Raw genomic sequence first — 25,578 nt, 5'->3', positions numbered from 1 at the left:
CTAAGAAACCACCTAAATAAAAACGCCCCTACGCAAAAACGTAGGGACGATAAAATATCGCGGTACCACCCTAGTTATGAAGACACACCAAAGTTAGGACCTAAATAAAAAACGTCCCTACGTAAATACGTAGGGACGATAAATATCGCGGTACCACCCTAGTTGTGAAAAAATCTTCACCACTTTATTTGATAACGGTATAAACTACCGTCTTTCATTTCCTCATAATGCGAGATTTATGAAAGATGCTCCAGGACGAACTTCATGAATAATCTATATACTGATTCACACCAACCATCAGCTCTCTGAAATAGGGAGATATTCACTACTATACCCTTTCATTGCCCAAATATTATTTTCCGAATTGATTACTATCATTTTTATCACACATTAAAAATAGTGTCAACTTATATTTCGAATTTTTATGTATTACAATCTATTTCAAAATTCGAAATATAAGTTTTTAGTTTAGAAAACAAGTGGATTAGTACATAACGAATTCTAACAGGCAATAGAAAAAGAATTACGTATTATTGATACTTATTCAATAATACAAATCATCTAGAAACATAACCTGTCTCTCTGTATTAATTTTTTAAGAGTTTGATGGATACCAAGAAAATTTCGCATCACTATCCAGTGGTCTATTTTTCGTTTCTTCTTTAATTACACGAAACCATTCATTTAGAATTTGAGTTTTGGGCAATTGAGCAGCAAGGTTATCTTCCCAAATTATATGTGAAAACCAGGCTTTCGTTTCCCATTCAAACTGCAATTGCGCAAACGAAATTATAGGGTGATCAGCTTCATGAAATTGCTCATTTACTGCATTTGAAACTTCTGGAGCTTTCGGTAACAACTCGTTCTGAATTCTATTTCTTATCGTCTCATTTTCTAGCTGATCCCAGAAATACAATTGCCCATTTATTTGATAGAAAATATCAAATGAAGCCTCACCTTTCTTCAAATTCAATAATACGAAGGCACGTTCCACATCATTGTCAGCCGCCTTTACAGCATTAACAATTATATTTTGTGCCATTGATACCCAGTAACTAGTCGCTTCCTCTACCGGTGATTCAACATACAATTCTTCACTTAATTCATGAAGAGTGGCTTCTTGCTCATTTACTTTTTCAACTTTTTTAAAAAACCTATTAAAAAAACCCATAACTTCCCCCTTATTACTGTTTTCTATTTCACAAAATAAAAAATCGATTTTTCTTGCTCATCCACATTTACTCCTGGCGCGTATGTATGAACTTGTTGCAACACTTCTTCTATTAGCAACTCTAACTCCTGCACACTATTTTCTGGACTCCCTATTAATGTGTCCGCCATACGTTCATATAAATTTTCAGGTTTAATAGTCATTCGTTCCACATTATTAGGCATCCATTTAAACGCTGGATGATGTACATACATTTTATTCAAACCAAATAAAACACCGAATACGTTCCTTTGTACTTCGCAAATAACATCATAAAGCATAAGCCAATCTTTCCGTTTTAAAAGCGCCTTTCGATTGTGCCAACGATTACTTAACCATAGATTTTCTGAAATCATTCGTTTTACTAGTTCATCTGGATATACCACTACTCTATCTTTTAATTCATTCACTTTCTCTTCTCCATACAAACTAACACCATCATGAACGGATGATACAATACATTGTTTTTCATAACTTATATCATATTGATTCACCACATCCGAAATCACTTTCTCTACTGTCTCTGTTAAAAAGTTACTAATCTCTAATTTAATTCCCTCTTTCGTTAAATACGTTTCCGACCATTCTTCTTCCTCATACGGATAATACGATAATATTGTCCCATCAATATGATGAATAGGGGCCCTACGATCCTCATCTTCTGGCGGTGTTGACCATAAAATATGTAATTCTATATCTGAATGTTCATCTTCAAGCTTTCTAGCTACTGAACCCGCTAAAATAATGGCTTCTACTTTCGGATTTTGCCTATAGATCTCTGACATCTCTATTGCTTTCTCTTTTAATCCCATTTCATTTCCCCCTAAAATTGCAGTAATCCCCTATATTTCATTTATCTATTTCGATATTACAGCTTGCATTACCTTTTCAAATTCCTACTACATCATATTTCTATCCAAAAGCGCTGAATAACTTCACCAGTACGAGAAGAAACTATTTCATTTTCTAACACACCGCCAACCTTTTGAATCGTTTTAGCAGAACCGATATTGGATTTATCACAAGTTATTAATACTTTCTGCAATCCTAATTTTTGTGCTTCAGCTAATGCAAGTTGTAGTTGTTTCGTAGCGTAACCGTGGCGACGTTTATTTGGATGGACACTATATCCAATATGACCGCTTTCCCGTAATAATTCTGGATTTAATCTATGTCTAATATTCACAAAACCTATAAGTTCCTCTTTTTCAAAACTTAAAAACTGACTAGATGGCACTCGATTAGCTAGTAAATTTTCTCCTAGTTCTTGTTTACTCACTTTTTCAAACCATTCATCAAGAGAATCAAAGTTTTGTAAAGAACTACTTCCATGTGGTTGTTCCCCTGAGTGTAAAAACGCGTGTCTATACGCTGTAATATGCTCACTATATTCATGGGTTGGTTTTAATAGTTTCATTGTTCTTCTCCCCCTCTTCATTCCATAAAACAAACACCTTAATAGCAGCTATTCACTATTAAGGTGTTTCTATCCTTTTTATTCAAATCACCCCATGCTCAAATAACGTTCACCTGTATCAGGCGCAATACATAAAACTTTTTTACCAGCGCCTAGACGTTTCGCTATCATGATTGCAGCATAAACAGATGCTCCAGAAGACGGCCCAACTAATAATCCCTCTTGTCTAGCTAAGTTTCTCATTGTCGTTAAAGCCTCTTCGTCTGCAATTTGAATAATTTCGTTATACACTTCTGTATTTAAGTTTTTCGGGATAAACCCTGGGCTTGTTCCTACTAGTTTATGAGGACCTGGCACACCACCTGATAAAACGGGTGATCCTTTCGGTTCCACTACTGCAATATATAAGTTTGGTAATTTCTCTTTTAACGTTTCACCAGTCCCTGTAATCGTTCCGCCTGTTCCTGCCGTTGCAACAAAAGCGTCCAGCTCTCCATCCATTTGTTCGTAAATTTCAAGCGCAGTCGTATAACGGTGAATATTCGGATTAGCTGGGTTTTCAAATTGTTGCGGAATAAAACTATTCGGTATTTGCTTTTGCAATTCTAACGCCTTCGCAATTGCTCCTGGCATTCTTTGTTCTGCTGGTGTTAAAACTACTTCTGCTCCGTATGCTTTCAATAAATTAATACGCTCTTTTGACATATTATCTGGCATAATTAAAATCGCTTTATACCCTTTAGCTGCTGCATTCATCGCTAAACCAATCCCTGTATTCCCGCTTGTCGGTTCAATAATTGTATCTCCTGGTTTGATGAGACCATTTTCTTCTGCAACGTGAAGTAAATTATAAGCAGCACGGTCTTTCACACTGCGCGATGGATTAAACATTTCTAGTTTCACATACACATCTGCTGCGTCTTCCGGAATAAATTTAGATAATCGGACGACAGGTGTATCTCCTATTAATTCCGTAACGTTTTCACACAATTTCATAGCGCATCCCCTATTCTATCGTTTTCTTATCACTTGGCAGTAACCATGAAGTGAGTCCAATTAATGGTAGACAACTACATAATAGCATAATAAATTGCAGGCTATATATATCTGCTAATTTCCCAAGAACTACAGCACCTAATGCTCCAAGTCCAAACGCAAGACCTACGATTAATCCTGACACCATTCCCACTTTTCCAGGTACAAGCTCTTGTGCATATACAACAATTACACTAAAACTACTTGAACTAATAAAACCGATACATAAAAATAACGGTACGACCCACACAAGTGAGACATGTGGTAATAACAGTGCAAGTGGCGCTGAACCTAACATTGAAAATACGATGATATTTTTCTTACCAAATCGATCTGCTAACGGTCCTCCGAAGAAAGTTCCTAACACACCAGCAATCATAAATGCGAATACGAAATACTGGGCATTTTTTATAGATAAACCGTAATGCTCTATTAAGTAAAATTGATAGAAATTCCCGATACCAGCACCGTACCAAGAGCGTACAAAAGTAAGAAAAACAAGAAGTATAATAACGAATTTAATGTGTGTACTTACAATTGCATTTTCCGCCTCAAGTGCAGCCCTCTTCTTCCTTCTTACAGCACCGGTTGCTAATTCATTTTTGTACCAATTCGATACGAAAATTAATAATACAATTCCTACTGCTGCAAATGCTGTAAAACCTAATGAACCAATTTGACCGAGTGGAACGAAAATTAGCGCTGTAAAAATAGGAGCTAGAGAATTCCCCGTGTTTCCCCCAACTTGATAAATTGCTTGCGCTAACCCTCGTTTTGCACCTGCCGCCATATACGCAACACGAGCGCCTTCTGGATGAAAGACCGCGGAACCTAAACCAATAAATAAAACAGAAATAATAACAATAATAAAGTTTGGTGCAAACGCGAGTCCAATCATTCCAAGCATACTTGAAAACATGCCGAGTGGTAATAAAAATGGTGACGGCTTCTTATCTGAATACATACCAAACACCGGTTGCATAATCGATGACGTCATATTTAATGCAAACGCAATCCACCCTACTTGCATATAGGATAAATTCATCGTTTTTTCCAAAATAGGAAACAACGCCGGCACAACTGCTTGCATCGAATCATTTAAAAAATGCCCAAAGCTAATCGCAAATAAAATTCGATATATTGTCGGTGTTTCTACAGTTTTTTTGTGTGAAACTGCCTGCATATGTGAATCTCCCCTTTCTGTACAAAATATATATTTATTACAGTAGGTGTAATAAATTCTGACTTTTGAAACATTTCTATTCTATACTGCTTTCATTTCTTTTTCCAGAAATATAACTTAACTCCCGTCATTGGCTTGCATCCTTGTAACTTTCAGCGGTAAAACAGTACAAAAAAAGACAACCCAATCACATACTGGGTTGCCTCTTACATTAAATTGCAAAATGCTTATACTTCTCGTAATCACTCGTCTTACATTCTATTTGTAATTTGGTACCTTCGTTTTCGTAACTCGTAGATAAAACGTGTGCATGATTATTGAAATACGAAACTACCTGTCCTTGATCATATGGAATTAACATTTCACACTTCGTATATTCTTTATAGATGTGTGAGCGAATCATTTCTACAAGTTCTTCAATTCCAACATGTTTCTTCGCTGATAAATAAACGCGATCTTCTTGCACTTTCGGAATTTCAACATCTACCATATCTGATTTATTATAAGCATAGATCGTTGGAATATTTTCTACTCCAATTTTCTTTAACGTTTCATTTGTAATATCAATTAATTGTTCATAATTTGGATTTGCGTAATCTACAACGTGAATAAGTAGGTCTGCTTCCGCTACTTCTTCTAACGTTGAACGGAACGCCTTCACAAGATGATGTGGTAATTTACTTACAAATCCAACTGTATCTGTTAATAAAAATGATTTATTATCTGGCAAATCAATATTTCGTACAGATGTTTCTAACGTCGCGAATAACATATCTTTTTCAAATACTTGTTTTTCTTCTGTACCATTATAAATTTCAAGCATTGCATTCATCGTCGTTGACTTTCCTGCATTCGTATAACCTACTAATGCTACAACAGGTATTTCATTTTTCTTACGCTGCTTTCGCTGCGTTTGACGCTGGGCAACGAGCGCTTCTAAATCTTTATTCAAAACTGAAATTTGTTCTTCAATTTTACGACGGTCTAACTCTAACTTCTTTTCACCGACACCTTTATTTTTCGTACCAACGCCGCCGCTCTGTCTCCCTAACGATTCACGAAGACCGATTAAACGAGGCATCATATACTGAAGGTGTGCTACTTCTACTTGTAGCTGTGCTTCTTTCGTTTTCGCACGTTGCGCAAAAATATCTAAAATTAAAATGGTACGATCAATTACCTTACAATCTAAATCCTCTTCTAAATTTCGAATTTGTGAAGGAGATAATTCATCATTAAAGATAACCATATTCGCATCTATTTCTTGTACATACGCTGCAACTTCTTCAATCTTTCCTTTTCCGATATAATGCGATGGATTTACTCGTTGTAAATTTTGCGTTACTTGCCCAATTACCTCTACATCACAAGCTTCCGCAAGATTTGTTAACTCTTCCATCGAATATGCAAAATCATCTTCATTACCTACATTTACTCCAACTAAAACTGCTCTTTGTAATACTTCTTCCATATATTTATTCCTCCATTTCGATTACGTAAAATAAAAAACACAGGTCGCTGCCTGTGTTTTCGTAAACGGATAAGGGTTCACCAAAGAAATAGAAGAAAGCTATGCTTTCATCCTATTTTATAGTCAAAAAGTCCCAAGATTGTATACGTATCCACAGTAAGTGTTCACTTATACAATCCCATTCTATTTATAAAGGCAAAACAAAAAGAGGGCGTATTCGTCCCTCCCTCTTTTTCACATATAAGCTTAATAAAGGGTTCCTTTAAAATAGGCAGACCAATCCCGTTCACTCTGTACACAGACAGAGCCTTTGAGCGCTATTCAATTATTGGCACAAAGTATTGAGACGTAATCTGATTAAGATCAAAGGAAGCCCCTCCGTTCATTTTAAGTTACATAAAGTGTAGCATAAGTAATTCGCTTTCACAAGGTTTAACAACCTATATCACACTAAAGAAAATCTTTATATTTTTACTTTAATCGTCATTTTTTGCGAATTTTTCTCACAATAAAAATAACAAAAGCAATTATCAATTTTAGAAACTTCTCGTATATTATTTTTACAGCACTCGCCAAATTCCTTCATAGTAAGTTAAGTATTATCGTTTTAATACAACAAAAATCTTTATTGACATTTTTATAACCTAATATTAGTATCAGGTTATAAAAAATAAAAGTTAGGAGATGTTCCTATGCATTCTAAATCTCGTATTACTGCAATTGGTACTTATGTTCCAGATCAAATATTGTCTAATAACGATTTAGAAAAGATGGTCCATACGAATGATGAATGGATTGTACAAAGAACAGGAATAAAGGAAAGAAGAATCGCTAGTGACGAAGAATACTCCTCAAACTTAGCCATTAAAGCAATTAAAAATTTATGTACAACATATAAGAAAAACTTAGAAGATGTCGACTGTATCATTGTCGCTACTACTACTGCTGATTACGTTTTCCCTAGTGTTGCTTGCCAAATACAACAATACTTCAACATACCTCATACACTAGCTTTTGATTTAAATGCAACTTGTGCTGGTTTTACATATGGACTACACGTCGGTAATAGCTTAATCACTTCTGGATCACATGAAAAAGTACTTGTCGTAGCGACAGAGACATTATCTAAAGTTACTGATTATAGCGATAGAACGACCTGTATTTTATTCGGTGATGGTGCTGGAGCTATTTTATTAGAAAGAGATGAAGACACCCCAAGCTTTATCGCTGCTCACATGGGAACAAACGGTGATGGCGGCATTCATCTATATAGAACAAACTTATCTACTACTATGAATGGCACACCACTGCAAACAAATGAAAAAATCGTTCAAAATGGAAGAGAAGTATATAAATGGGCAACACGCACAGTACCAAAAGGCATAAAAAATTTATTACATACCGTAAATATGCAAGTAGATGATATAGACTGGTTCATACCCCACAGCGCTAACTTACGAATGATCGAATCTATTTGCGAAAAATCTCAAATTCCAATACAAAAAACATTAACGAGCGTGGAATATATGGGGAATACCTCTTCAGTCACCATTCCACTCGCTTTAAATTTAGCTATAAAAGAAGGGAAATTAAATAACGGAGACACACTTTTACTATACGGATTTGGTGGCGGACTTACGCATTTAGGGCTTATTGTAGAGTGGAATTTAATTTAAGTGTATAAAAAGAGGCTCTAGTCAGTAACTAGAACCTCTTTTTCATTTAATTTCTTGCCCCTTTTCGAGACCATATCACAACAGGAATAAGTAATAACGCTAACACCCCTCCAGCCAATGACAATGCCGCATAACTTGAATTCGCTACTACCATACCTGACATTGCTCCACCAGAAGCTCCAGCTAGCGCAATAAAAACATCTATTTTCCCTTGTGTTTTAGCACGTGTAGACGTTGTTGTGGAATCAACGATTTGTGCTGTACCACTTATCAATCCGAGGTTCCATCCTAGCCCAAGTAAAGACAGAGCAACGATTAATAATAATAAAGAATCACTTGGCGCTATCGCAGCTATAACACCCGCTGCAAGTAAAATCACTCCACCAGCTATGCTCATTGTAGTTCGGCCAATTTTATCAATTAACATTCCTGTAACGAGAGATGGAAGATACATTGCACCTACATGAAAACCTATCACAAGTCCTACTGCACTTAAACCGTGACCGTGGTGTCCCATATGAACTGGCGTCATCGTCATAATCGCAACCATCACTATTTGCGTAAGTATCATTACGATTGCTCCAACTGTAATACCTCGTTTATTTTCTTTCGCTTCTTCTGTTATTGGTTGTCCTTTATATGTATGTTCCTGTTTATATCTTTCTATTATGTTAGCAATAATCAAAGGATCTGGACGAAGCATAACAAAAAGAACTAGACCCGCCAGTATAAATGCTGCTGCCGATAGTATGAACGGACCTGCAAGTTTAGGAACTCCAATTGAATGAGCAAAACTTCCCATTACCCCTACTAAATTTGGTCCTGCAACTGCACCGAAAGTCGTCATTACCATCGTAATACTAACAGCCGTTGCTCTCTGCTTCTTATCTGCTAAATCTGTACCTGCATAACGAGCTTGTAGATTCGTGGCTGTACCGGCACCATATATAAGTAAAGAAATAAGTAAAAGAATAATACTATTTGTTAAAGCTGCCATTACAACACCAATTGCTCCAAATCCGCCTACTATAAACCCTGTTGCAAGACCTATCCGGCGTCCATATCGTTGCGAAAGCTTCCCTACTATGAAAGCTGCGAATGCCGATCCTAATGTAAACATAGCAGTTGGTAATCCTGCAAATGCATCTGTTCCAAGCATTTGCTGCGCAAGAAGTGCTCCCACTGTAATACCAGCAGCTAGTCCTGCACCGCCAAACATTTGTGAAATGCTGACGATTATTAACGTTCGTTTGTATAGTTTTTGTTGCTCTTCTTCTGTGTACACATGATTATCTATTAAAGCCCCTGCCTTATCTAGCAATTCCCCATCCTCCTTTTAAAATTAATCCCTCTTGTTAATGTACTATGTATAACGTTACATATTCAATGGCATTTTCCATTCCTTCCTTTCATTCTAAAAAACTTTCTAATCATACTCGACTTATCCCATGCTATATTAAAAATACTAATATTCACAATATGCAAGGAGAAAACAATGAAAAAAACAGGCTGCTATAGCCTGTTTTTCTTTACGCTTCTTCTACTAATCTTCCCCTTCTCTTTTTACTCAAAGCTTTCCCTTCCCAAAACAACAAACTTACGAAAGCACAAATTAAAATAATTGGCACACTTGCTTTATATAAATCTGTAAAACTCATAGCCATCTGATTCTTGGCATAATGATTCACATCATTTGAAAATGTGAGTACCTCTTTCTTTATACTTTCCTCTTGTTTTTCAACTTCTTTTGTCACTTGCCTCATAACTTCTTCTCTTTTTACATCTCTATATTCTACTGGAACTTTTCTTAATATTTCATCCGTCTTGTCGCGAATCAATTCTTCCTTTTTCTCTTTACTTAATCCCATTGTCATTGCATTTTGTTTCTTATTTATATTCGACTCTAAACTTTGATTCTCTATTTTCTCTTTAGTCATTTGTAAAATTTCAGTTTGCTCAGTACTATTCACATGAATAGTACGCACCTTTTCTTCTGCATAACGATATACTTTTTCTTTATTTACAGTTAAATTGTGAGTTAAGTTAGAGACAAATATTGCGACTGCCAATACAATTCCGACTTGTCGTAACATTGATACAACACTTTGAGAAGCAGTTAACAATTCTCCTTCAAACGAAGACGCACTTAAAACTGTAATTGGCCCCACTACTAAACCATATCCAACACCTAATATCATACATGGAATAATAATTTCTATATTTGTTGAATGCACATCAATCATTTGCAACCAATAGTAGGAAAGCCCCATAATAAGAAATCCTGACAAAATAATAGTTACTTTTCCGAGTTTTTTAATTAAAGTTGCTGCAACTGGTGAGACAAAAAATATCATTGCTGAAATAGGTGTCACTAAAAAAGCCGCTTCAATTTCCGTTCGACCTTGTAGTTTCGTCAAGAACGTTGGAAGCAATACAGTAACTCCAATTAAAAATAAATTACTTAATATAACAACGATAGACGCTCCGACAAACATTCGATCTTGAAATAACTTTAAATTCACCATTGGATTATGAAGCTTTCGTTCTACTAAAACAAATAGAATAAGAGAAATAGTGCTAATTGCATAACAAGACAAAGCAATATTACTTTGCCATCCCCATGTATTACCTTTTACTAATATGAGAGTAAATGAAAAAATTGCTGTGCTACTTAATAGTAGTCCTATCCAATCTATTTTTGAGATAATACGTTCTTCATTTTTTATTTGTAGCATGATGCAACATAACACGATTCCTATTATACAAACCGGAACATTAACGAAGAACACCCATCTCCATCCTAAATTTTGCGTAATAATTCCACCTATTACTGGTCCCATAGCAGCTGACAATCCTTGTGTTACTCCTAAAATTGCAAGCGCAACATGCCTCTTAGCTAATGGCATAGCTGATACACCAATTACCATACTTGTTGGAAATAAAATCGCTGCCCCAATACTTTGTATAAAACGAGAAAAAATAAGAAAATCACCTGTATTAGCAAAAGCGCAAAGTACCGATCCACCACCAAAAATCACCAGACCAAGAATATACATCTTTGCTTTTCCAAAGATATCAGCTATCCGCCCTAACGGAATGGCAAGTACTGCAATCGTCATTGTATAAACATTTAATACCCAAGACATCTTTTCTAACGAAGTATTTACACTCGATTGTATTGCCGGTAAAGCTATATTCATAATTGTCGTATCAATCATACAAAGAAAGATACCTAGACACATTAAAAAGACAATCTTAATACCCTTTGATTGCTCCATCTTTATATACCCCTTTATTTATTGTGAACGCGTTTTTCATTCTTCTGTTTTATTGTTTTCTTTCGCCTCTAACTCTTCTAATTTTTTCTTCAAAGTCTCCACTTGTGCACTATACGATGCAATACCTACATCTAGTGAAATTTCTTCGACGAAAGTAATACCTACTCTCCACTTTTCATATTTCAATCGAAGATCTGCAATGTACGCTTCTTTTCTTTCAATTTCATCTTTAATCCATTTTTTTATTGTTACATCATCACTATAGTTACCAAAATACATTCTCATTAAAAAATCCGAACGTAAAACATCCTTCTCTACAGGTGTCTGCATGTATTGATAAAATTCTTCACGCCCCTCATCTGTAATAAAGTACATTTTCTTATTCGGTTTTCCCTCTTGCATGACAACCTCTTTTTTTATTTTCCCTTCATTCTCCAATTGTCGTAACGTTGGATAAATCATTCCAAAACTTCCATCAAAAAAATGAGTAAATACGTCTTCAAACACAATTTTAATATCGTAACCAGACAATTCCTTTTCCATTAATAAACCTAAAACAACATCTCTTCCCTTCAAAGTAAAACCCCCACATAGTATATAATCAATAATCATATTAACAATGTTAATATGATTATTGATTATATACCTTATTCTGTTAATTGTAAAATGTTTCTAAATAAAAAAGCCCCATAATTTGGTTTCACCAATTCACAGGACCATTTTCTTTTTTACTCTTTAACACCTACATCTTGCAAAACTTCGATATCCTCTTTCATTTCATAATAATAAGAAGGCAATTCTATACCATGTTCTAAGAAATAATCCTCAATGAATAAAATTATAATTTTTAACGTTTTCACACGAGCATACAATTTATCGTTACTTTCAATAATATGCCACTTCGCATTTGGCTTACTTGTTTTTTCAAACATGTCTTCCATTGCTTCAACATATTCATCCCATTTTTCACGATTACGCCAATCTTCGTCTGTAATTTTCCATCTTTTCAAAGGATTTTTCTCTCTATCTTTAAATCTCTTTAACTGTTCCTCTTTACTTATATGGTAGAAGAACTTCCCTATTATGTAATGGTCATCTGTTAGTAGTTTTTCAAAATCATTAATCTCATCATATGCTCTCATCCACTCTTCCTTTGTAGCAAATCCTTCAACACGCTCAACTAACACACGACCGTACCATGAGCGATCAAAAATGGTGATTTGCCCGTACTGTGGAATTTTACGCCAGAAACGTTGCAAATAATGGTAACGTTTTTCATGAGGTGCAGGCGCTCCAATTGGATTTACTTGGAACCCACGCGGGTCAAGATGTTCCGTCACCCGCTTAATTGCCCCACCTTTACCAGCCGCATCCCATCCTTCCATAACAAGCATAACCGCGATTTTTTCTTCTTTCAAAATTTGCTGTAATGCTAATAAGTGCCTTTGATATTTTTCTAATTTCTTATTGTACTTAGATTTTGATTCAATTTTTTTCGTTAAGTCTACTTTAGCAAGATGTCCATTTTCCATAAAACAAATCCCCCTTGTTGTATGACAATGTTATTTTAACATATTTTTGGTAATTTTTTCATATCCTAAATAGCTGTGTAGAAACATCTCTACACAGCTTCCCTCTCTAATTTCACATATACAAGTACATTTAACTACATTAAAACAAATAATTTATACGGAACTCTTAGTATATTCTTTTTATTAAAACGTAAAAATAGCCCTTTTAAAAAGGGCAGTAATCTAAGTATAGAAAAAACAAATTTATTCTTTCTTACTTCATACGTAATTATGCTAGCTATAAGAGTAGTGAATAAGATATTGATTCACTACTCACAATAACCACTTTACATTATATGGTATATTAACTCGTAAAAAGAAGATAATAACAAGTAAATCCATTAAAGAATGGGAGCTCTAAAAAAATGAAACGAAAAATATTAACTCTCTTTACGCTTATATGTTTAGCACTACCAATGCAAGCTAGTGCTTACACATTTCAGTCACTACCGATTGCATCAAAGTCTAAACAATGGTATGTCGAAATTGATAAATCTCATAACTCAAACAAGCAAGCAATCCAGCCGAAACAAGGTGTATTTGATACGTATAGTTTACTCGTAAAAAACATCGGTCATGATGTATCAAACGTATCCGTGGAAATACTTGATAACAATCCTACCTCTAAGGCTACCTTTAAACCTACTACACCTAATGAAAATATTTCTAAAAGTCATACAAGCTTTGACTACATGGTATTCCCATTAGACTTTAATAGTCATAATTTTAAAGTTGTGATCACTTGGGAAGAAAAGAATTTCTCTTATAACGGCCATCCGGTAAATGAAGGTAAAAAAATGAAACAAACATTTGTATTTGATGAAGAATAAGTCCTAATTTCTTTAGGGCTTATTCTTTCTTATGGATACCAATCGATACAGCACTAAAGCTACCTATGCAAACTTGGTTTAAAGAAAGATTCCCATTATTTTTTGAAACAGGCACTTTTGAAATTCAACGTGTTTGGGATAATGAGCTAAATAAACAAATTTCTATGACAATTACCCATACATAAAAAAGCTTGGAAACCCATCCAAGCCTTTCTTACTTCTGTGCAATTTTTTCAATCTTATAATGAATATGTAAAAATTCAAGTCCAAATAGCCACATGCTATGATGAGCTGTTAACATTTTATCCTTACCCTCTGTAATGATGAAAGTCTCTGCTAACGGTAAACGGATTGTTAAGAACCGAGTATGTAAATAAATCCCCTCATCTCCCTGGCCATTTTCTCTTAACTTACTAGTAATAATTAAATCATGATTATCATTACATAGCCTCAAAATACCAGTCATATTCGAATAAGGTAAAGGCAAGGCGATATTCATATATGTCTCATCCTTATCTGTATGCTTTGAATAAAGAGCTACAAAAATAGATTCACCTGCTTCATTTTTCCTTAGCCAAGCCCTTACATTCTCTCTTCCATCTTCCTCATCCATTACACCAATGATAGAGCCATGCATCGTTTCCCACTTGTCGCCCATTCCTAAATGTATTTGTCCTACATGCTTGCTCATTTTCTCATAACAAAATGCAAATAGGCGGAACCAACGAGCCCATTTAATATTTGATTGCAACTCATACTCTGTTGTATTTTCATAAAAACGAATAATACTTAAAGGTACCTTCGTCACGTCAAATGACTCACTATGAAAATCAGTTATTTGATCAACTAAACCGTTGTATTCCTTACTGCCTACTAAATTGCCGCTATATAAAAAAGCCTCACCAATTGCCACACTTCCTCTTAATTTACTCATTGGTTTCCCATAGTATTTATAATTCGGAACACTCTTTTCGATCATCCAGCCGACAAATGCCGGTAACGCTACTCCAATTCCGTTGACAACACCGTGAATCCAAACCATTTGAGCAATTGTAATCGTCATTACATGCTTCAAATTCCCGTATGAGTATATAAGTGAGAACACAATTGTAACCATGAGTGTACTAGACGAAACGATTAAAAGAATCTTTGCACTGATAGCATTAAATTTTGCTCTCCAAACGTAAAATCCATATCCATAAATCGCACATAAATATAGAAGCACTGCAAAAAATTCAAATATTCTCGAGTATGTAATTCCTATTGCAACTGTCATAGGTGAAATCATGATGATAAACATAATAGCATCATATACTTTACTTCTCTTTTCTCTTTTTCTCCCTATTAAACCAGCTGATAATGGCAATAGAAACGCCGAATAATGAAAATGTGCAGCTGTGAGTAAAACAATGTCAGAGCTAAAATGCATAATTGAAAGTTTTGCTACTGAAGCAAAAAACCAAAAACCACCTAAAAACAAATAAATATACGCACTATCTATGGCGTTCTCTTCTAGCGGCTTCCATCCTCTTTCTAGCAATCTACTTACACCAAATAACGCAACAATTCCTGTATATACAAACCAAACTAGCGCAAATACATAGTGATTTGTGACGAAAGCTAGCATTGTACAAATTGCTGCGATTGGATATAAAAACGATACGAATTTATAAAATAATAAATACGATCCATCTCTTTTTCTTTTATCAATAATACAAAGTGACATTGGTATAAATAGTAAAACAGATAATAATATAATTGCTTCAACAGGATTTATATTCGACCACTCATATATTAGAAAAACAACATAACAAGCAAGCCCAAATATTATATTTTTCATATCGTTTATTTCCTTTCCACAAATGTTCCCTTATATGAAAAAAGCGAGCCAATTAACGGGTTTCGTACTTGTACGTGAATTCGAAAACACTGTAGTGTTGCATCATAACTTTCAACAATTTTTGCCTCACCATACAAAAATTTTGGTAACGGAATTTTTCTTCCAAACATATAAAACCATTGTTTCTTTGAAGAAATATGCATTGCACCTAACTCATCGATATGAAAATGCAGTGTAGAAACGAGTAAATGTGGTTCGCCAAAATAATCTACAATTTCATTTTCTTTTTCATCCAATTGCATAACTGCATTAAAATATCTTTTCTTATTATGAAAATAAAAAGTACGATTCCACCTTACTAATTCTTGTCCATATTCATCTCGCTCAGCTGTATTTTGTATCGTAAATGGAATTTCCTCTCCTCGTTCTGAGAAAAACATTCGAAACCTCGATGCAATTTTTAATATGAATTTTACGAAAAAAGAACCACCGTAAATTTCATCCATCTTTCCTTCCCCTGTAAAACTATTTTCTTCTGTAATCGCATAACGCTTCTGCAATTCAGGATGAAGATTTTTATAGATATCCCCTAATAATCGTTCATACATATTAGCCATACACTTATCCCTTTCTCGTCCTCTTGCAATTTTTCGCGCTTGGTAAATCGAAACTATTTATATAACCGACAATTGATAACCCCATTAGAAGAATATTTAATGTAATCGGATTAAACGGACCTGTAAAGCTTGCAATATTCGTAAATCCTGCCGCTATCGTTAAAACCAATAACACAATAATATGCAGTATAAATAATTTTCGTTTTGTTAGTGGCAACAGCCATACGACACCGAAAATTATTTCTAACACCCCAATTATTTTAAGTATATATACACTATTTTCATTTGAACCGATTAATACAGAAAGCATCTTTACTTCTTCTGAATGAGTAAACAGTAGTTTTGGCACTATCCCTTGATATATCCATACAAAAGCAAACAAAAAACATACGAGCCAATACGTCATTGTTCTTCTAATTAGTAACCTAGGATGAAGCCCCTTTTCTAACCATAATTTTAAGGCATCAAAACTCCAAGCAGTCGCCCAACCTAATAACGGACGAAAAATATAGGAATCTATCACATTTCCTATACGACCAAATCTTGTATCATAATCATATCGTGTCTCAAAATGGATGTATTCTTTATTCGGCGTATACTTCCAATAACCACGTCCTATTTGAATAAGAGATAATGTATTATCCGTCCAAAATTTTAAAGAAGAAATTCTTTCACCAGTTTCTTTTCTTATTTCACCTATTGATTCCCCTTCTCCAGCTATTTCAAGCCCAAATCCAATCTTTGTTTTATACAAAAACTTCTGTGGTTCTCCTTCTTTTTTCTCTAAATACGAAATTTCAGTAAAGCGAGCATCCCACTCTGTATGTATATCTGGTTCTTGCGTATATTCCCATAATTTTCCCATCGTCGTGTTCATTTTTGTCGCAACATAAATAGGCTGTTTCCTTTTCATTCTCCCACCTCCTATGCACTATAAGTTTAATGTACATGCAATGAATTTATTTTGCTACATTTTTCACAAACTTCCTCATAAAAAGAAAGAATTTTTAAAATATATATAAAACACTTGATTCCCCGAAAAATTTAAATTATTATAAAACAAATGTTACCAACAACTTCATAAATCAAACACTCTCGCCTAAAACGTGAGATAGAGGTTGCAATACTTATGAGTATTCTAATGGAGACACAGAGATGTCTATGAACTTAGATGAAAGGAAGTATTGCCGAAATTGATAAATTTCTCTGCATTTATCAATTGGGGCTGTTTTCGAATAGAAACAGAACTGTCATATGTACAGACGTGTATGTATGAAGAGCTATCTACAAAAAAGAAATATCATTTTTTATGATATTCCTTTTTTGGCGGTTTTTTTATTAGCTCCGTTTTCTGTTTCCCTTTTCCTGTAACAGCACCATCCTCACTTATTTGAGATGGTGTTTTTTGTTTGTCTTTCTGGTAACTACAGGAGTATTGGGATCTATATATTTCCTAATCTATTCTTAAAAATAGACGAAAGAAGGAATTTGCAATGGAAACAATTGTTCAAAAATTTGGTGGCACTTCTGTCGGAAGCGTCGAGCGCATTCAACATGTAGCAAATTTAATTATTGAAGAATATGAACGAGGTCATAGCGTTGTCTCTGTCGTTTCAGCAATGGGAAAAAGCACGGATGAACTTGTCGCACTCGCTAACGCAATTACAGAAAATCCAAGTAAACGCGAAATGGATATGCTTCTATCGACAGGAGAGCAAGTAACTATTTCATTATTAACGATGGCACTACAAGCAAAAGGGTATAACGCGATTTCATTAACAGGATGGCAAGCTGGTATTACGACAGAATCTGTACATAGTAGTGCACGGATTACTGAAATTAATACAGATCGAATTCAGTCTTATCTTACTAAAGGCACGATTGTTATTGTAGCTGGTTTCCAAGGAGTCAGTGAAGATTTTGAAATTACAACGCTTGGACGAGGCGGTTCTGATACAACTGCTGTCGCATTAGCTGCTGCACTAAACGCAAAAAAATGTGATATTTACACAGATGTGACCGGCGTATATACGACGGATCCACGAGTTGTAAAAGATGCTTATAAATTAGATGAAATTTCTTATGACGAAATGTTAGAACTTGCAAACCTCGGTGCTGGTGTATTACACCCGCGTGCTGTTGAGTTTGCTAAAAATCATAATGTCATTTTAGAAGTTCGCTCAAGTATGGAACAAGAAAACGGAACAATTGTAAAAGGAGAATGTAACATGGAACAACAATCAATCGTTAAAGGTATTGCATTTGAAGATAATATTACACGCATCACAGTGAAAGGATTAGAACAAGGTTCACTTTCAACTGTTTTCTCTACATTAGCAGCGGCACATATTAATGTAGATATCATCATTCAAAGTATTACAAATGAAGGAACTGTTCATCTCTCCTTCTCCATCCATTCTAATGATTTAAGAGAAACATTAGAAGTATTGGAACAAAATCAAGAGGCACTTCACTATGAAGCAGTAGAATATGAAAATCATTTAGCAAAAATATCAATCGTAGGATCTGGCATGGTATCTAACCCTGGTGTCGCTGCAAATATGTTTACTACTTTAAAAGAAGAAGATATTCATATTAAAATGGTAAGTACATCAGAAATTAAAGTGTCTGTCGTTATTGACCGCCTTCATTTAGTAACAGGTGTTGAGGCACTGCATCAATCATTTATGGCGAAAATTGAGCCTTTCGTGCAAATGAGCTAATTTGATATGCTCAGTAACACTTATAAAAAAATCATATTAATCTACTTCCTTCCTATTAAATAAAAGCTGTTCGTTAACAAGATGCTATATGACATATAAAAAAACACCTTGTCAATTTTTCCTATACTGTGACAAGGTGTTTTTGACTGAAAGGAATTTGTAACTACTTAGTAGTATAATTATGAGGATGATTAAATAATGAACTTTTATACATAAGGAGATAAGACTATGGCAAAAAACAAATTATTACGAATGGACAATGTCAGCATCGTTGTAGAATCTCTTGATAACGCAATCTCTTTCTTTGAGGAGATTGGCTTGAATCTCGAAGGTCGAGCCAATGTCGAAGGTGAATGGGCTGGTCGCGTAACTGGACTCGGTTCTCAGTGCGTAGAGATCGCTATGATGGTCACTCCAGATGGCCACAACCGAATTGAACTTTCGCGATTTCTCACTCCTCCTACTATAGCAGATCACCGAAAAGCTCCTGTAAACGCCCTCGGATATCTACGCGTCATGTTCACCGTTGAAGATATTGACGAAATGGTATCCAGACTCACTAAGCATGGTGCAGAGCTCGTTGGCGAAGTAGTCCAGTACGAGAACTCGTATCGTCTCTGCTACATTCGTGGAGTCGAAGGAATTTTAATCGGTTTGGCGGAAGAACTCGGTAATAAATAAGCAAGTGACGTTTTATAAAAAGGCACTATCATTGAATAAAACTTAGACTCTTAAGCGACTTTATGATTATATTTTTAACCCCGTCCTAAATTTAGAACGGGGTTATGCTTGTTTGAGCTTTTAAAATTAAATAACTTTATTATCATTTTACATATAGATTTCAAGTCTCTACCCAAATAGCTTTTTAACATATTACCAATATCCTAAAATCATTATAAAACAATTAAAACATTCGTTATACCCTTTCCTAGGAAATATAACTAACTCTTCTCACTTTTTATCACATATATCTTTTCGCTCTTTCCCTTGAAAAAACGATCTATATTCATTCAAAATAACTTTCTTCACATCCGAATAAAAAACCATCATAAATAGTGCAACTCCTAATACAAACACCTGTATTCCTTCATAATCAATGAATGCACTCATAATTAACAATCCAAACCCAATATAAAAACCAAACTCATTCTCTTTTTCAAAATCCTTATCTTCTTCATCAATATGTATTTTTTCTTTAATGTTCTGTTTCCCTTTTATTAAATCATCAAGCGTAACATTGTACATTTCGCTTAGTAAAATTAGATTATCAATATCAGGATAACTTTTATCATTTTCCCATTTGTACACTGCTTGCCTCGTCACACCAATCTTTTTAGCAACATCCTCTTGCGAAAACCCCTTTGATTCTCGTAGTTTTTTAGCTGCTCTCCTATGCTCATAACGATAACGTCCCCTCCTTTAACAAATTATTACATAAAAAGAGATATAAATGAAAGAAACCATTAGTAAAACTCTCTGTAAACCATTCGTTTACACAATTTAAAAAAGAGGGAATAGCTCTATATTTAAGCTATTCCCTCACTTCTATTAAAACAGATGAATGTTTTCTTTTTTACAAGCTGCACGTAAATCGTCAGGCCATACAGAAGATTGAACTTCACCGATATGTGCTTTACGTAAGAAGTACATGCACATTCTTGATTGTCCAATGCCACCGCCGATTGTTAATGGTAGTACGTCTTCTAATATACCTTTATGGAAATCATACTCACGTTTGAAGTCTTCACCAGTTTTCGTTAACTGCTCATCAAGCGATTTACTATCAACACGAATTCCCATTGATGATAACTCAAATGAAGATTGTAGTACTGGGTGCCAGAATAAAATGTCACCGTTTAATTTCCAATCGTCATAATCAGCTGCGCGTCCGTCATGCTTTTCACCTGAACGAAGTGCATCACCAATTCCGATAATGAAGACTGCACCGTGTTCTTTTGCAATTGCATGTTCACGATCTTTCGGTGTTAATTCTGGATATTTATCTTCTAGTTCTTGGGAAGTAATGAAAACAATCTCTTCTGGTAAATACTTTCCAAGGAACGGATATTTTTCAAATAAATGATCTTCTAAATCTTTGAATATTCCATAAATTGTTTGTACTGTTTTTTGTAAGTATTCAACAGTACGCCATTCTTTTTGAACGATTTTTTCCCAATCCCATTGGTCAACATAAATGGAATGCGTTGCATCAAGTTCTTCATCACGACGAATCGCGTTCATGTTTGTATATAAACCTTCACCAGCTTCATATCCGTATTCATGTAATGCAAATCGTTTCCATTTCGCTAGTGAATGAACAATTTCTAATTCTTCTCCTGAATGTAACATATCAAATTCAATTGGGCGTTCTACACCGTTTAGGTGATCGTTTAATCCTGATTTTTTCGTTACGAATAATGGTGCAGATACGCGGAATAGTTCAAGGCGTCTTGCTAATTGGTCCTCGAAAAATGTTTTAACTTCCTTAATTGCGATTTGAGTCTCTCTTACTGTCATTAATGATTGATACATGGTGGTTTCCTCCTAAAATGTTTGGATGTTGTGAAAAGAAGCCAACAAAAAAAGCCCTTCTTTCCCAAAAAACTGGGACGAAAGGCTTTGGTTCCGCGGTACCACCCAAATTAGCAACAGAGGTTGCTCACTTATACAATACGGAGATGAAATATCTCGATACTGTTCTTCTTGTAACGGCGAAGTTCCCGGCTAAGTCTACTTTCCTATAAAGGATTTCGGTTAGCAACTCCAGGAGGTTCTTCATAATAGGCTTCGTATCAGGCTCACACCACCCCTGACTCGCTTAAACTACGTCCTACTACTACTCGTCCTTTCATAGTCGTTTTGTTGTCACATCTCTGAAACATTTTATTAATGATTATTCTATACAAAAAATAAAGAAAGTCAACAAAAAGTTTTAAAATATTTTTCAATTCTTTATTTTACGGCTTTATTGATTGTTGTTAATTTAACATCTTTACTTTTTCTGCCTCGTCAATCCAAAAAATGTTTCACTGACCGAAACTAACGTATACACAACAATTAATGTGATCGTTCGGAATATAGAATCCGCAGTATTTCTTATTATTTTCATTTTCTTTATAATTCCTTTCAGTTTACTTGCAATTTCATGATATACTATAGCATTCAAGCAGTTTATTTTTACTTAAAGCAATCATAGTCATTTATAAAGAGTATTTTCTAAATCATTGACTATTATCAAATAAGATTTTTATATAACGGAGTGATCATATGAGTAAAACGAAAGCAAAACCGAAAAAAGGTGTAGGACAAGGTACAGGAAGTAAAGGATGGAACCGTTGGCAATCAAGTGCAAAGAAAAAGGCAGCTGCCAAACCATACAAAAGTAAAGGTACAAAGAAGTAATTTAAATAACATTTGATTTCTTTACTTTGTACAAAACAAAATATAATTATTACAACAAAAAAGCTATGCCCTCATAAATTTGAAGGCATAGCTTTTTTATATTAAATCATTAAAATATCTCGAATTTCTTCCTCTGTGATTGAGGACAATTTCTCTTCTCCCGGCTCAATCACTTCAGCGATTAAATTTTTCTTACTTTCTTGCAGTTCATGCATTTTCTCCTCAATTGTTCCCTGAGCTACTAGCTTTATAACTTGCACTGTATTTTTTTGTCCCATTCGATACGCCCTATCGGCCGCTTGTTGTTCAACAGCTGGATTCCACCATAAATCATATAATATTACTGTATCTGCACCAGTTAAATTAAGTCCGGTACCACCAGCTTTTAAAGAAATGAGAAATAGATCTCCTTCTCCTTCGTTAAACCGATCGCACAGCTCTACACGATCCTGCGCTGGTGTACTCCCGTCTAAATAAAAGTATGGAATTGCTTGTCGATTTAACTCCCGACCAATAATGGAAAGCATCTTCGTAAATTGAGAAAAAATTAATATTCTCTTCCCTGTACTTCTACATTCCTCTAAAATCTCTAACAGTTGTTCAAATTTAGCTGAACTTCCTTTGTAATCATCAACAAATAAAGCGGGATGACAACAAATTTGTCGCAATCTCGTTAAACCAGCTAAAATTCTAATTTTATTTTTACGTAACGTGTCTTTGTCTAAATGCTTTAACGTTTCTTCCCTTAACTTCGCTAAATAAGCAGCATAGAGACTCTTTTGATCGGGTAATAACTCCGATGATTGTAAGTGCTCTATTTTCTCTGGCAACTCATTTAATACGTCCCCTTTTAATCGTCTTAATACGAATGGTTTCACTCGCTTCGCTATATCTTCACGCCTTAAATCACCGAACTCTTTTCTTCCTGGTAATAATTCCGGGAAGACGACATGGAAGATAGACCATAGCTCTTCTAATGAATTTTCTACAGGTGTACCAGTTAGTCCGAAACGGTATTCAGCTTGAATTGTTTTCACAGCTCTTGCCGTTTGCGTTGTAGGGTTTTTAAACGCCTGTGCTTCATCAAGAAATAGTGTATGAAATGGTCTTGCATATAATCTTATATCTCTTCTCAGTAATGGATATGACGTGATTACGACATCAAATTCCGTTATATCTTTCAAAATTTTCCGGCGCTCTGCTTGGTTTCCATCTGCAATAACTGCTCTAATATGCGGGGCGAATTTTTTCAATTCACTAAACCAATTATAAACAAGAGATGATGGTGAAACGACTAATATTGGCAGTTTCTTTTCTCGAATCTCAGTCAAAACAGAATCTATAAAAGCAATGCTTTGCAACGTTTTTCCAAGTCCCATATCATCTGCTAAAATACCGCCAAAACGGTAATGAGCAAGTGTTTTCATCCATTCGAACCCATATACTTGATACTTTCTCATTTCTGCATTTAAAGTATTTGGCACAGCAAACTTTAATTTTTTCGGGTTTTGAATGTTTTCTACTAACTCTTGAACTGAATCATCCAAACTTAAAACATTGCCTTCGTGAAGTCCGTTCATCCATTTTACACTCCGAATAAGCGGAACATTTACCTCTTCTCCATGTAAAAATTCTTTCCGAATACCTGATTCTTTTATAAACTGATTAATTTCATTAAACTCTTTACTCTCTAGCGACAAAAACGAACCGTTCGCCAATCGATAATATTTACGTTTCTCTTCAAGGGCCGCTAATACACCTTTAATTTCTGCTTCTGGTATTCCTTTTATATCAAAACGAAATGACAACCAATCAATTCTTTCTTTTCTTCTCACTCTAATAAGAGGAACTGCATCCCCTTTACTAATTCGCAATTTGATTGCTGTCGTCGCATAAATATCAACTAAACCTTTTAATGTTGGCACGACGTGATATAAAAAGTTATACTCAGCTTCTTCATTATGCATAAAGTAACCGCCTTCTGTTTTTGCAAAGGCACTTTCACTCATAATGTCTAAAATCTCTTTTTCTTTTTTCTCATCACGATTAAAAACAGACGGCTGTCCATCCTCTTCTAGCGGATTAATCATGACGTTCCCATAGTGAAATTCAAGACCTGCTAATAAGCGATTTTTCACGCGGTCTAAATACAATTTCGCTTTTAGCGAAGGTGTTTCAACACGATCCGATATTACTTCATCAATGTGTACCGTTCCGAGCTTCATTAAGCCTGGTACAACTTTCGCGACGAAATGTTCCATCTTACTTTCTGGAATATAAAACTGATTACTATTTGAGCGACTCATCATCTTTTGTAATTCAATAAGTCGCATACAATCTTCAATGTGTAAGTGATATAATTTCCCACCATAAAGTGCATTGTTATACATATCCATAACTTGTACACGATTTAGACCATCTATATGAAGTGTAAATCCGCCATTATTTCCCTTCGTAAATTCAAAGTGTAACGGCAACAAACCTTTTGAAACTTGTAATCCCTGAAACAGTTGTTTATTTTGTTTCAGCTGTACATATTCAACTTTAGAAAGTGAAGAGAGCATATCTTTCCATGAAGCTGGTGGTATAAATATCATACTTTCATCTTGTTTCGCATGTACTTCTAGCGCATCCTCATACATTTTTTCGTTATGATACATTTTAATGAGCTGCTGAATAATTGCATCCGTTTCTTGTTTAAAACTATGTACATCTGGTGTATATGTAAATTCATTTGAACAATGAAAAGACTCTCTTTTCTCCACCTTAGAAAGAAATTCTCTAATATGATTTATGAAATACAACTTGGCAAGTTTCAATTGAATTCCAAGAAGAGCACCACCACTTCTCGTAGCTACTGGTGTACATATAAACTCAACATCTAATATTTCACGTGTATCAAAACGGTGTTGTTTACTTTTTGGCCTCAGTGGTTTGTCTGCAAACAGCTGAAACATACCACTTGTCAATTGATCATTTCTGTTACTAGTGGAGCTCATTCCACCTGTTTGTTGATTATAGTTTATTTGTATTAATACTGCTGCAACATGTTGACAGTACGTTTGAAAAGACGCTAATGAAGGACAACTACATTTTGCAACAACATCACCCTTTTTGGCTTTTGCTACTGTAACATGGAAATCCTCGTTCCCTTTTACTGTCGCCTCACAAATTTCTTTATTTTCATCGTAATGATCTATTATCACTTTATTTGATTTATAATAGGTTTCACCTCTTTTATATGAGGTCTCTCCGCACACTTCTTTAATAATCGATTTATTCAATGTGAAACTCATCGCTTTGACACTTCCTTAATATAAAACCA

20 protein-coding genes, 2 pseudogenes, 1 riboswitch and 2 other annotated features are annotated in these 25,578 nt (G+C 34.9%); of the genes and pseudogenes, 6 read left to right on the top strand and 16 right to left on the bottom strand.

Translation table 11 applies throughout. The features are described from left to right. Positions 1-128: 128 nt before the first annotated feature. Positions 129-351: a binding site (T-box leader), on the bottom strand. A gap of 244 nt (positions 352-595) precedes the next feature. From OXT04_RS02325 to hflX, 6 genes are all read right to left on the bottom strand, one after another. Next, positions 596-1,171 (bottom strand): hypothetical protein, encoded by a 576-nt coding sequence (locus OXT04_RS02325; RefSeq protein WP_267412647.1) that lies wholly within the window; start codon positions 1,169-1,171, stop codon positions 596-598. A 23-nt stretch (positions 1,172-1,194) separates the two neighbouring features. Beyond that, positions 1,195-2,022, bottom strand: coding sequence for a DUF4037 domain-containing protein (locus tag OXT04_RS02320; RefSeq protein ID WP_071714453.1), 828 nt, complete (start codon positions 2,020-2,022; stop codon positions 1,195-1,197). Between the two features lie 92 nt (positions 2,023-2,114). Continuing rightward, positions 2,115-2,627: a GNAT family N-acetyltransferase gene (locus OXT04_RS02315; protein WP_000771301.1), complete on the bottom strand. Its 513-nt coding sequence runs from the start codon at positions 2,625-2,627 to the stop codon at positions 2,115-2,117. 87 nt (positions 2,628-2,714) lie between these two features. Further along, positions 2,715-3,623 (bottom strand): cysteine synthase A, encoded by a 909-nt coding sequence (gene cysK / locus OXT04_RS02310; RefSeq protein ID WP_267412646.1) that lies wholly within the window; start codon positions 3,621-3,623, stop codon positions 2,715-2,717. 10 nt (positions 3,624-3,633) lie between these two features. Then, positions 3,634-4,845 (bottom strand): MFS transporter, encoded by a 1,212-nt coding sequence (locus tag OXT04_RS02305; protein WP_001149399.1) that lies wholly within the window; start codon positions 4,843-4,845, stop codon positions 3,634-3,636. A gap of 211 nt (positions 4,846-5,056) precedes the next feature. Further along, the gene (gene hflX / locus OXT04_RS02300) at positions 5,057-6,316 is read right to left on the bottom strand and encodes a GTPase HflX (protein ID WP_000393283.1); all 1,260 of its coding nucleotides are present in this window, start codon (positions 6,314-6,316) and stop codon (positions 5,057-5,059) included. Between the two features lie 692 nt (positions 6,317-7,008). On the opposite strand from hflX, the gene OXT04_RS02295 reads away from it, so the two are divergent. Beyond that, positions 7,009-7,992: a ketoacyl-ACP synthase III gene (locus OXT04_RS02295; RefSeq protein ID WP_071714454.1), complete on the top strand. Its 984-nt coding sequence runs from the start codon at positions 7,009-7,011 to the stop codon at positions 7,990-7,992. Positions 7,993-8,038: 46 nt separating this feature from the next. On the opposite strand, the gene OXT04_RS02290 is transcribed toward OXT04_RS02295, so the two are convergent. From OXT04_RS02290 to OXT04_RS02275, 4 genes are all read right to left on the bottom strand, one after another. Next, positions 8,039-9,313: an MFS transporter gene (locus tag OXT04_RS02290; protein WP_071714455.1), complete on the bottom strand. Its 1,275-nt coding sequence runs from the start codon at positions 9,311-9,313 to the stop codon at positions 8,039-8,041. A 208-nt stretch (positions 9,314-9,521) separates the two neighbouring features. Further along, positions 9,522-11,270 carry an MDR family MFS transporter gene (locus tag OXT04_RS02285; RefSeq protein ID WP_071714456.1) on the bottom strand — a complete coding sequence of 583 codons (1,749 nt, stop codon included), beginning with the start codon at positions 11,268-11,270 and terminating at the stop codon, positions 9,522-9,524. A gap of 36 nt (positions 11,271-11,306) precedes the next feature. Further along, positions 11,307-11,846 carry a PadR family transcriptional regulator gene (locus tag OXT04_RS02280; RefSeq protein WP_000678333.1) on the bottom strand — a complete coding sequence of 180 codons (540 nt, stop codon included), beginning with the start codon at positions 11,844-11,846 and terminating at the stop codon, positions 11,307-11,309. 152 nt (positions 11,847-11,998) lie between these two features. Beyond that, positions 11,999-12,802 carry a polyphosphate kinase 2 family protein gene (locus OXT04_RS02275; RefSeq protein WP_072938178.1) on the bottom strand — a complete coding sequence of 268 codons (804 nt, stop codon included), beginning with the start codon at positions 12,800-12,802 and terminating at the stop codon, positions 11,999-12,001. A gap of 404 nt (positions 12,803-13,206) precedes the next feature. Here OXT04_RS02275 and OXT04_RS02270 point away from each other — a divergent pair, with 404 nt between their 5' ends. Continuing rightward, a complete protein-coding gene (locus tag OXT04_RS02270) occupies positions 13,207-13,671 on the top strand; it encodes a hypothetical protein (protein WP_000823335.1) in 465 nt (154 codons plus the stop codon). 29 nt (positions 13,672-13,700) lie between these two features. Further along, a pseudogene (locus tag OXT04_RS02265) lies at positions 13,701-13,856 on the top strand (DNA mismatch repair protein MutT); the annotation flags it as partial. 29 nt (positions 13,857-13,885) lie between these two features. Here OXT04_RS02265 and OXT04_RS02260 read toward each other — a convergent pair. The 3 genes from OXT04_RS02260 to OXT04_RS02250 are packed head-to-tail and all read right to left on the bottom strand — an operon-like array spanning position 13,886 to position 17,041. Continuing rightward, the gene (locus tag OXT04_RS02260; protein WP_097821591.1) at positions 13,886-15,511 is read right to left on the bottom strand and encodes a YndJ family protein; all 1,626 of its coding nucleotides are present in this window, start codon (positions 15,509-15,511) and stop codon (positions 13,886-13,888) included. A gap of 5 nt (positions 15,512-15,516) precedes the next feature. Then, positions 15,517-16,128, bottom strand: coding sequence for a DUF4166 domain-containing protein (locus OXT04_RS02255; protein ID WP_065228613.1), 612 nt, complete (start codon positions 16,126-16,128; stop codon positions 15,517-15,519). A gap of 4 nt (positions 16,129-16,132) precedes the next feature. Then, positions 16,133-17,041 carry a DoxX-like family protein gene (locus tag OXT04_RS02250; protein WP_267412645.1) on the bottom strand — a complete coding sequence of 303 codons (909 nt, stop codon included), beginning with the start codon at positions 17,039-17,041 and terminating at the stop codon, positions 16,133-16,135. Positions 17,042-17,232: 191 nt separating this feature from the next. Beyond that, positions 17,233-17,419: riboswitch (Lysine riboswitch) on the top strand. A gap of 202 nt (positions 17,420-17,621) precedes the next feature. On the opposite strand from OXT04_RS02250, the gene OXT04_RS02245 reads away from it, so the two are divergent. Beyond that, positions 17,622-18,851: an aspartate kinase gene (locus tag OXT04_RS02245; RefSeq protein WP_267412644.1), complete on the top strand. Its 1,230-nt coding sequence runs from the start codon at positions 17,622-17,624 to the stop codon at positions 18,849-18,851. A 228-nt stretch (positions 18,852-19,079) separates the two neighbouring features. After that, entirely contained in the window at positions 19,080-19,532 is a 453-nt protein-coding gene (locus tag OXT04_RS02240; RefSeq protein ID WP_097912379.1) for a VOC family protein, read from the top strand. Between the two features lie 270 nt (positions 19,533-19,802). On the opposite strand, the pseudogene OXT04_RS02235 reads toward OXT04_RS02240, so the two are convergent. Together OXT04_RS02235 and asnA are read right to left on the bottom strand one after the other, a co-directional pair. Then, positions 19,803-20,251 (bottom strand): annotated as a pseudogene (locus tag OXT04_RS02235) (helix-turn-helix domain-containing protein). Between the two features lie 148 nt (positions 20,252-20,399). Beyond that, complete coding sequence (gene asnA, locus OXT04_RS02230; RefSeq protein WP_267412642.1) at positions 20,400-21,383, bottom strand: aspartate--ammonia ligase; 984 nt, start codon at positions 21,381-21,383, stop codon at positions 20,400-20,402. A 70-nt stretch (positions 21,384-21,453) separates the two neighbouring features. Next, positions 21,454-21,712: a binding site (T-box leader), on the bottom strand. A gap of 406 nt (positions 21,713-22,118) precedes the next feature. Here asnA and OXT04_RS02225 point away from each other — a divergent pair. Further along, on the top strand, positions 22,119-22,253 hold the full coding sequence (locus OXT04_RS02225) for a DUF3934 domain-containing protein (RefSeq protein ID WP_000047588.1): 135 nt from the start codon (positions 22,119-22,121) through the stop codon (positions 22,251-22,253). Between the two features lie 101 nt (positions 22,254-22,354). Here OXT04_RS02225 and OXT04_RS02220 read toward each other — a convergent pair whose 3' ends face one another. Then, complete coding sequence (locus tag OXT04_RS02220) at positions 22,355-25,549, bottom strand: DEAD/DEAH box helicase (protein WP_097853446.1); 3,195 nt, start codon at positions 25,547-25,549, stop codon at positions 22,355-22,357. Between the last annotated feature and the right edge of the window lie 29 nt (positions 25,550-25,578).

Origin of the sequence: Bacillus sp. GC_Bacil_1 (genome assembly GCF_026540675.1) — a bacterium.
In the GTDB taxonomy this organism is placed as follows: domain Bacteria; phylum Bacillota; class Bacilli; order Bacillales; family Bacillaceae_G; genus Bacillus_A; species Bacillus_A cereus.
The sequence above is the reverse complement of the archived record's forward strand: the minus strand, read 5'-3'. Positions and strand labels throughout refer to the sequence as shown.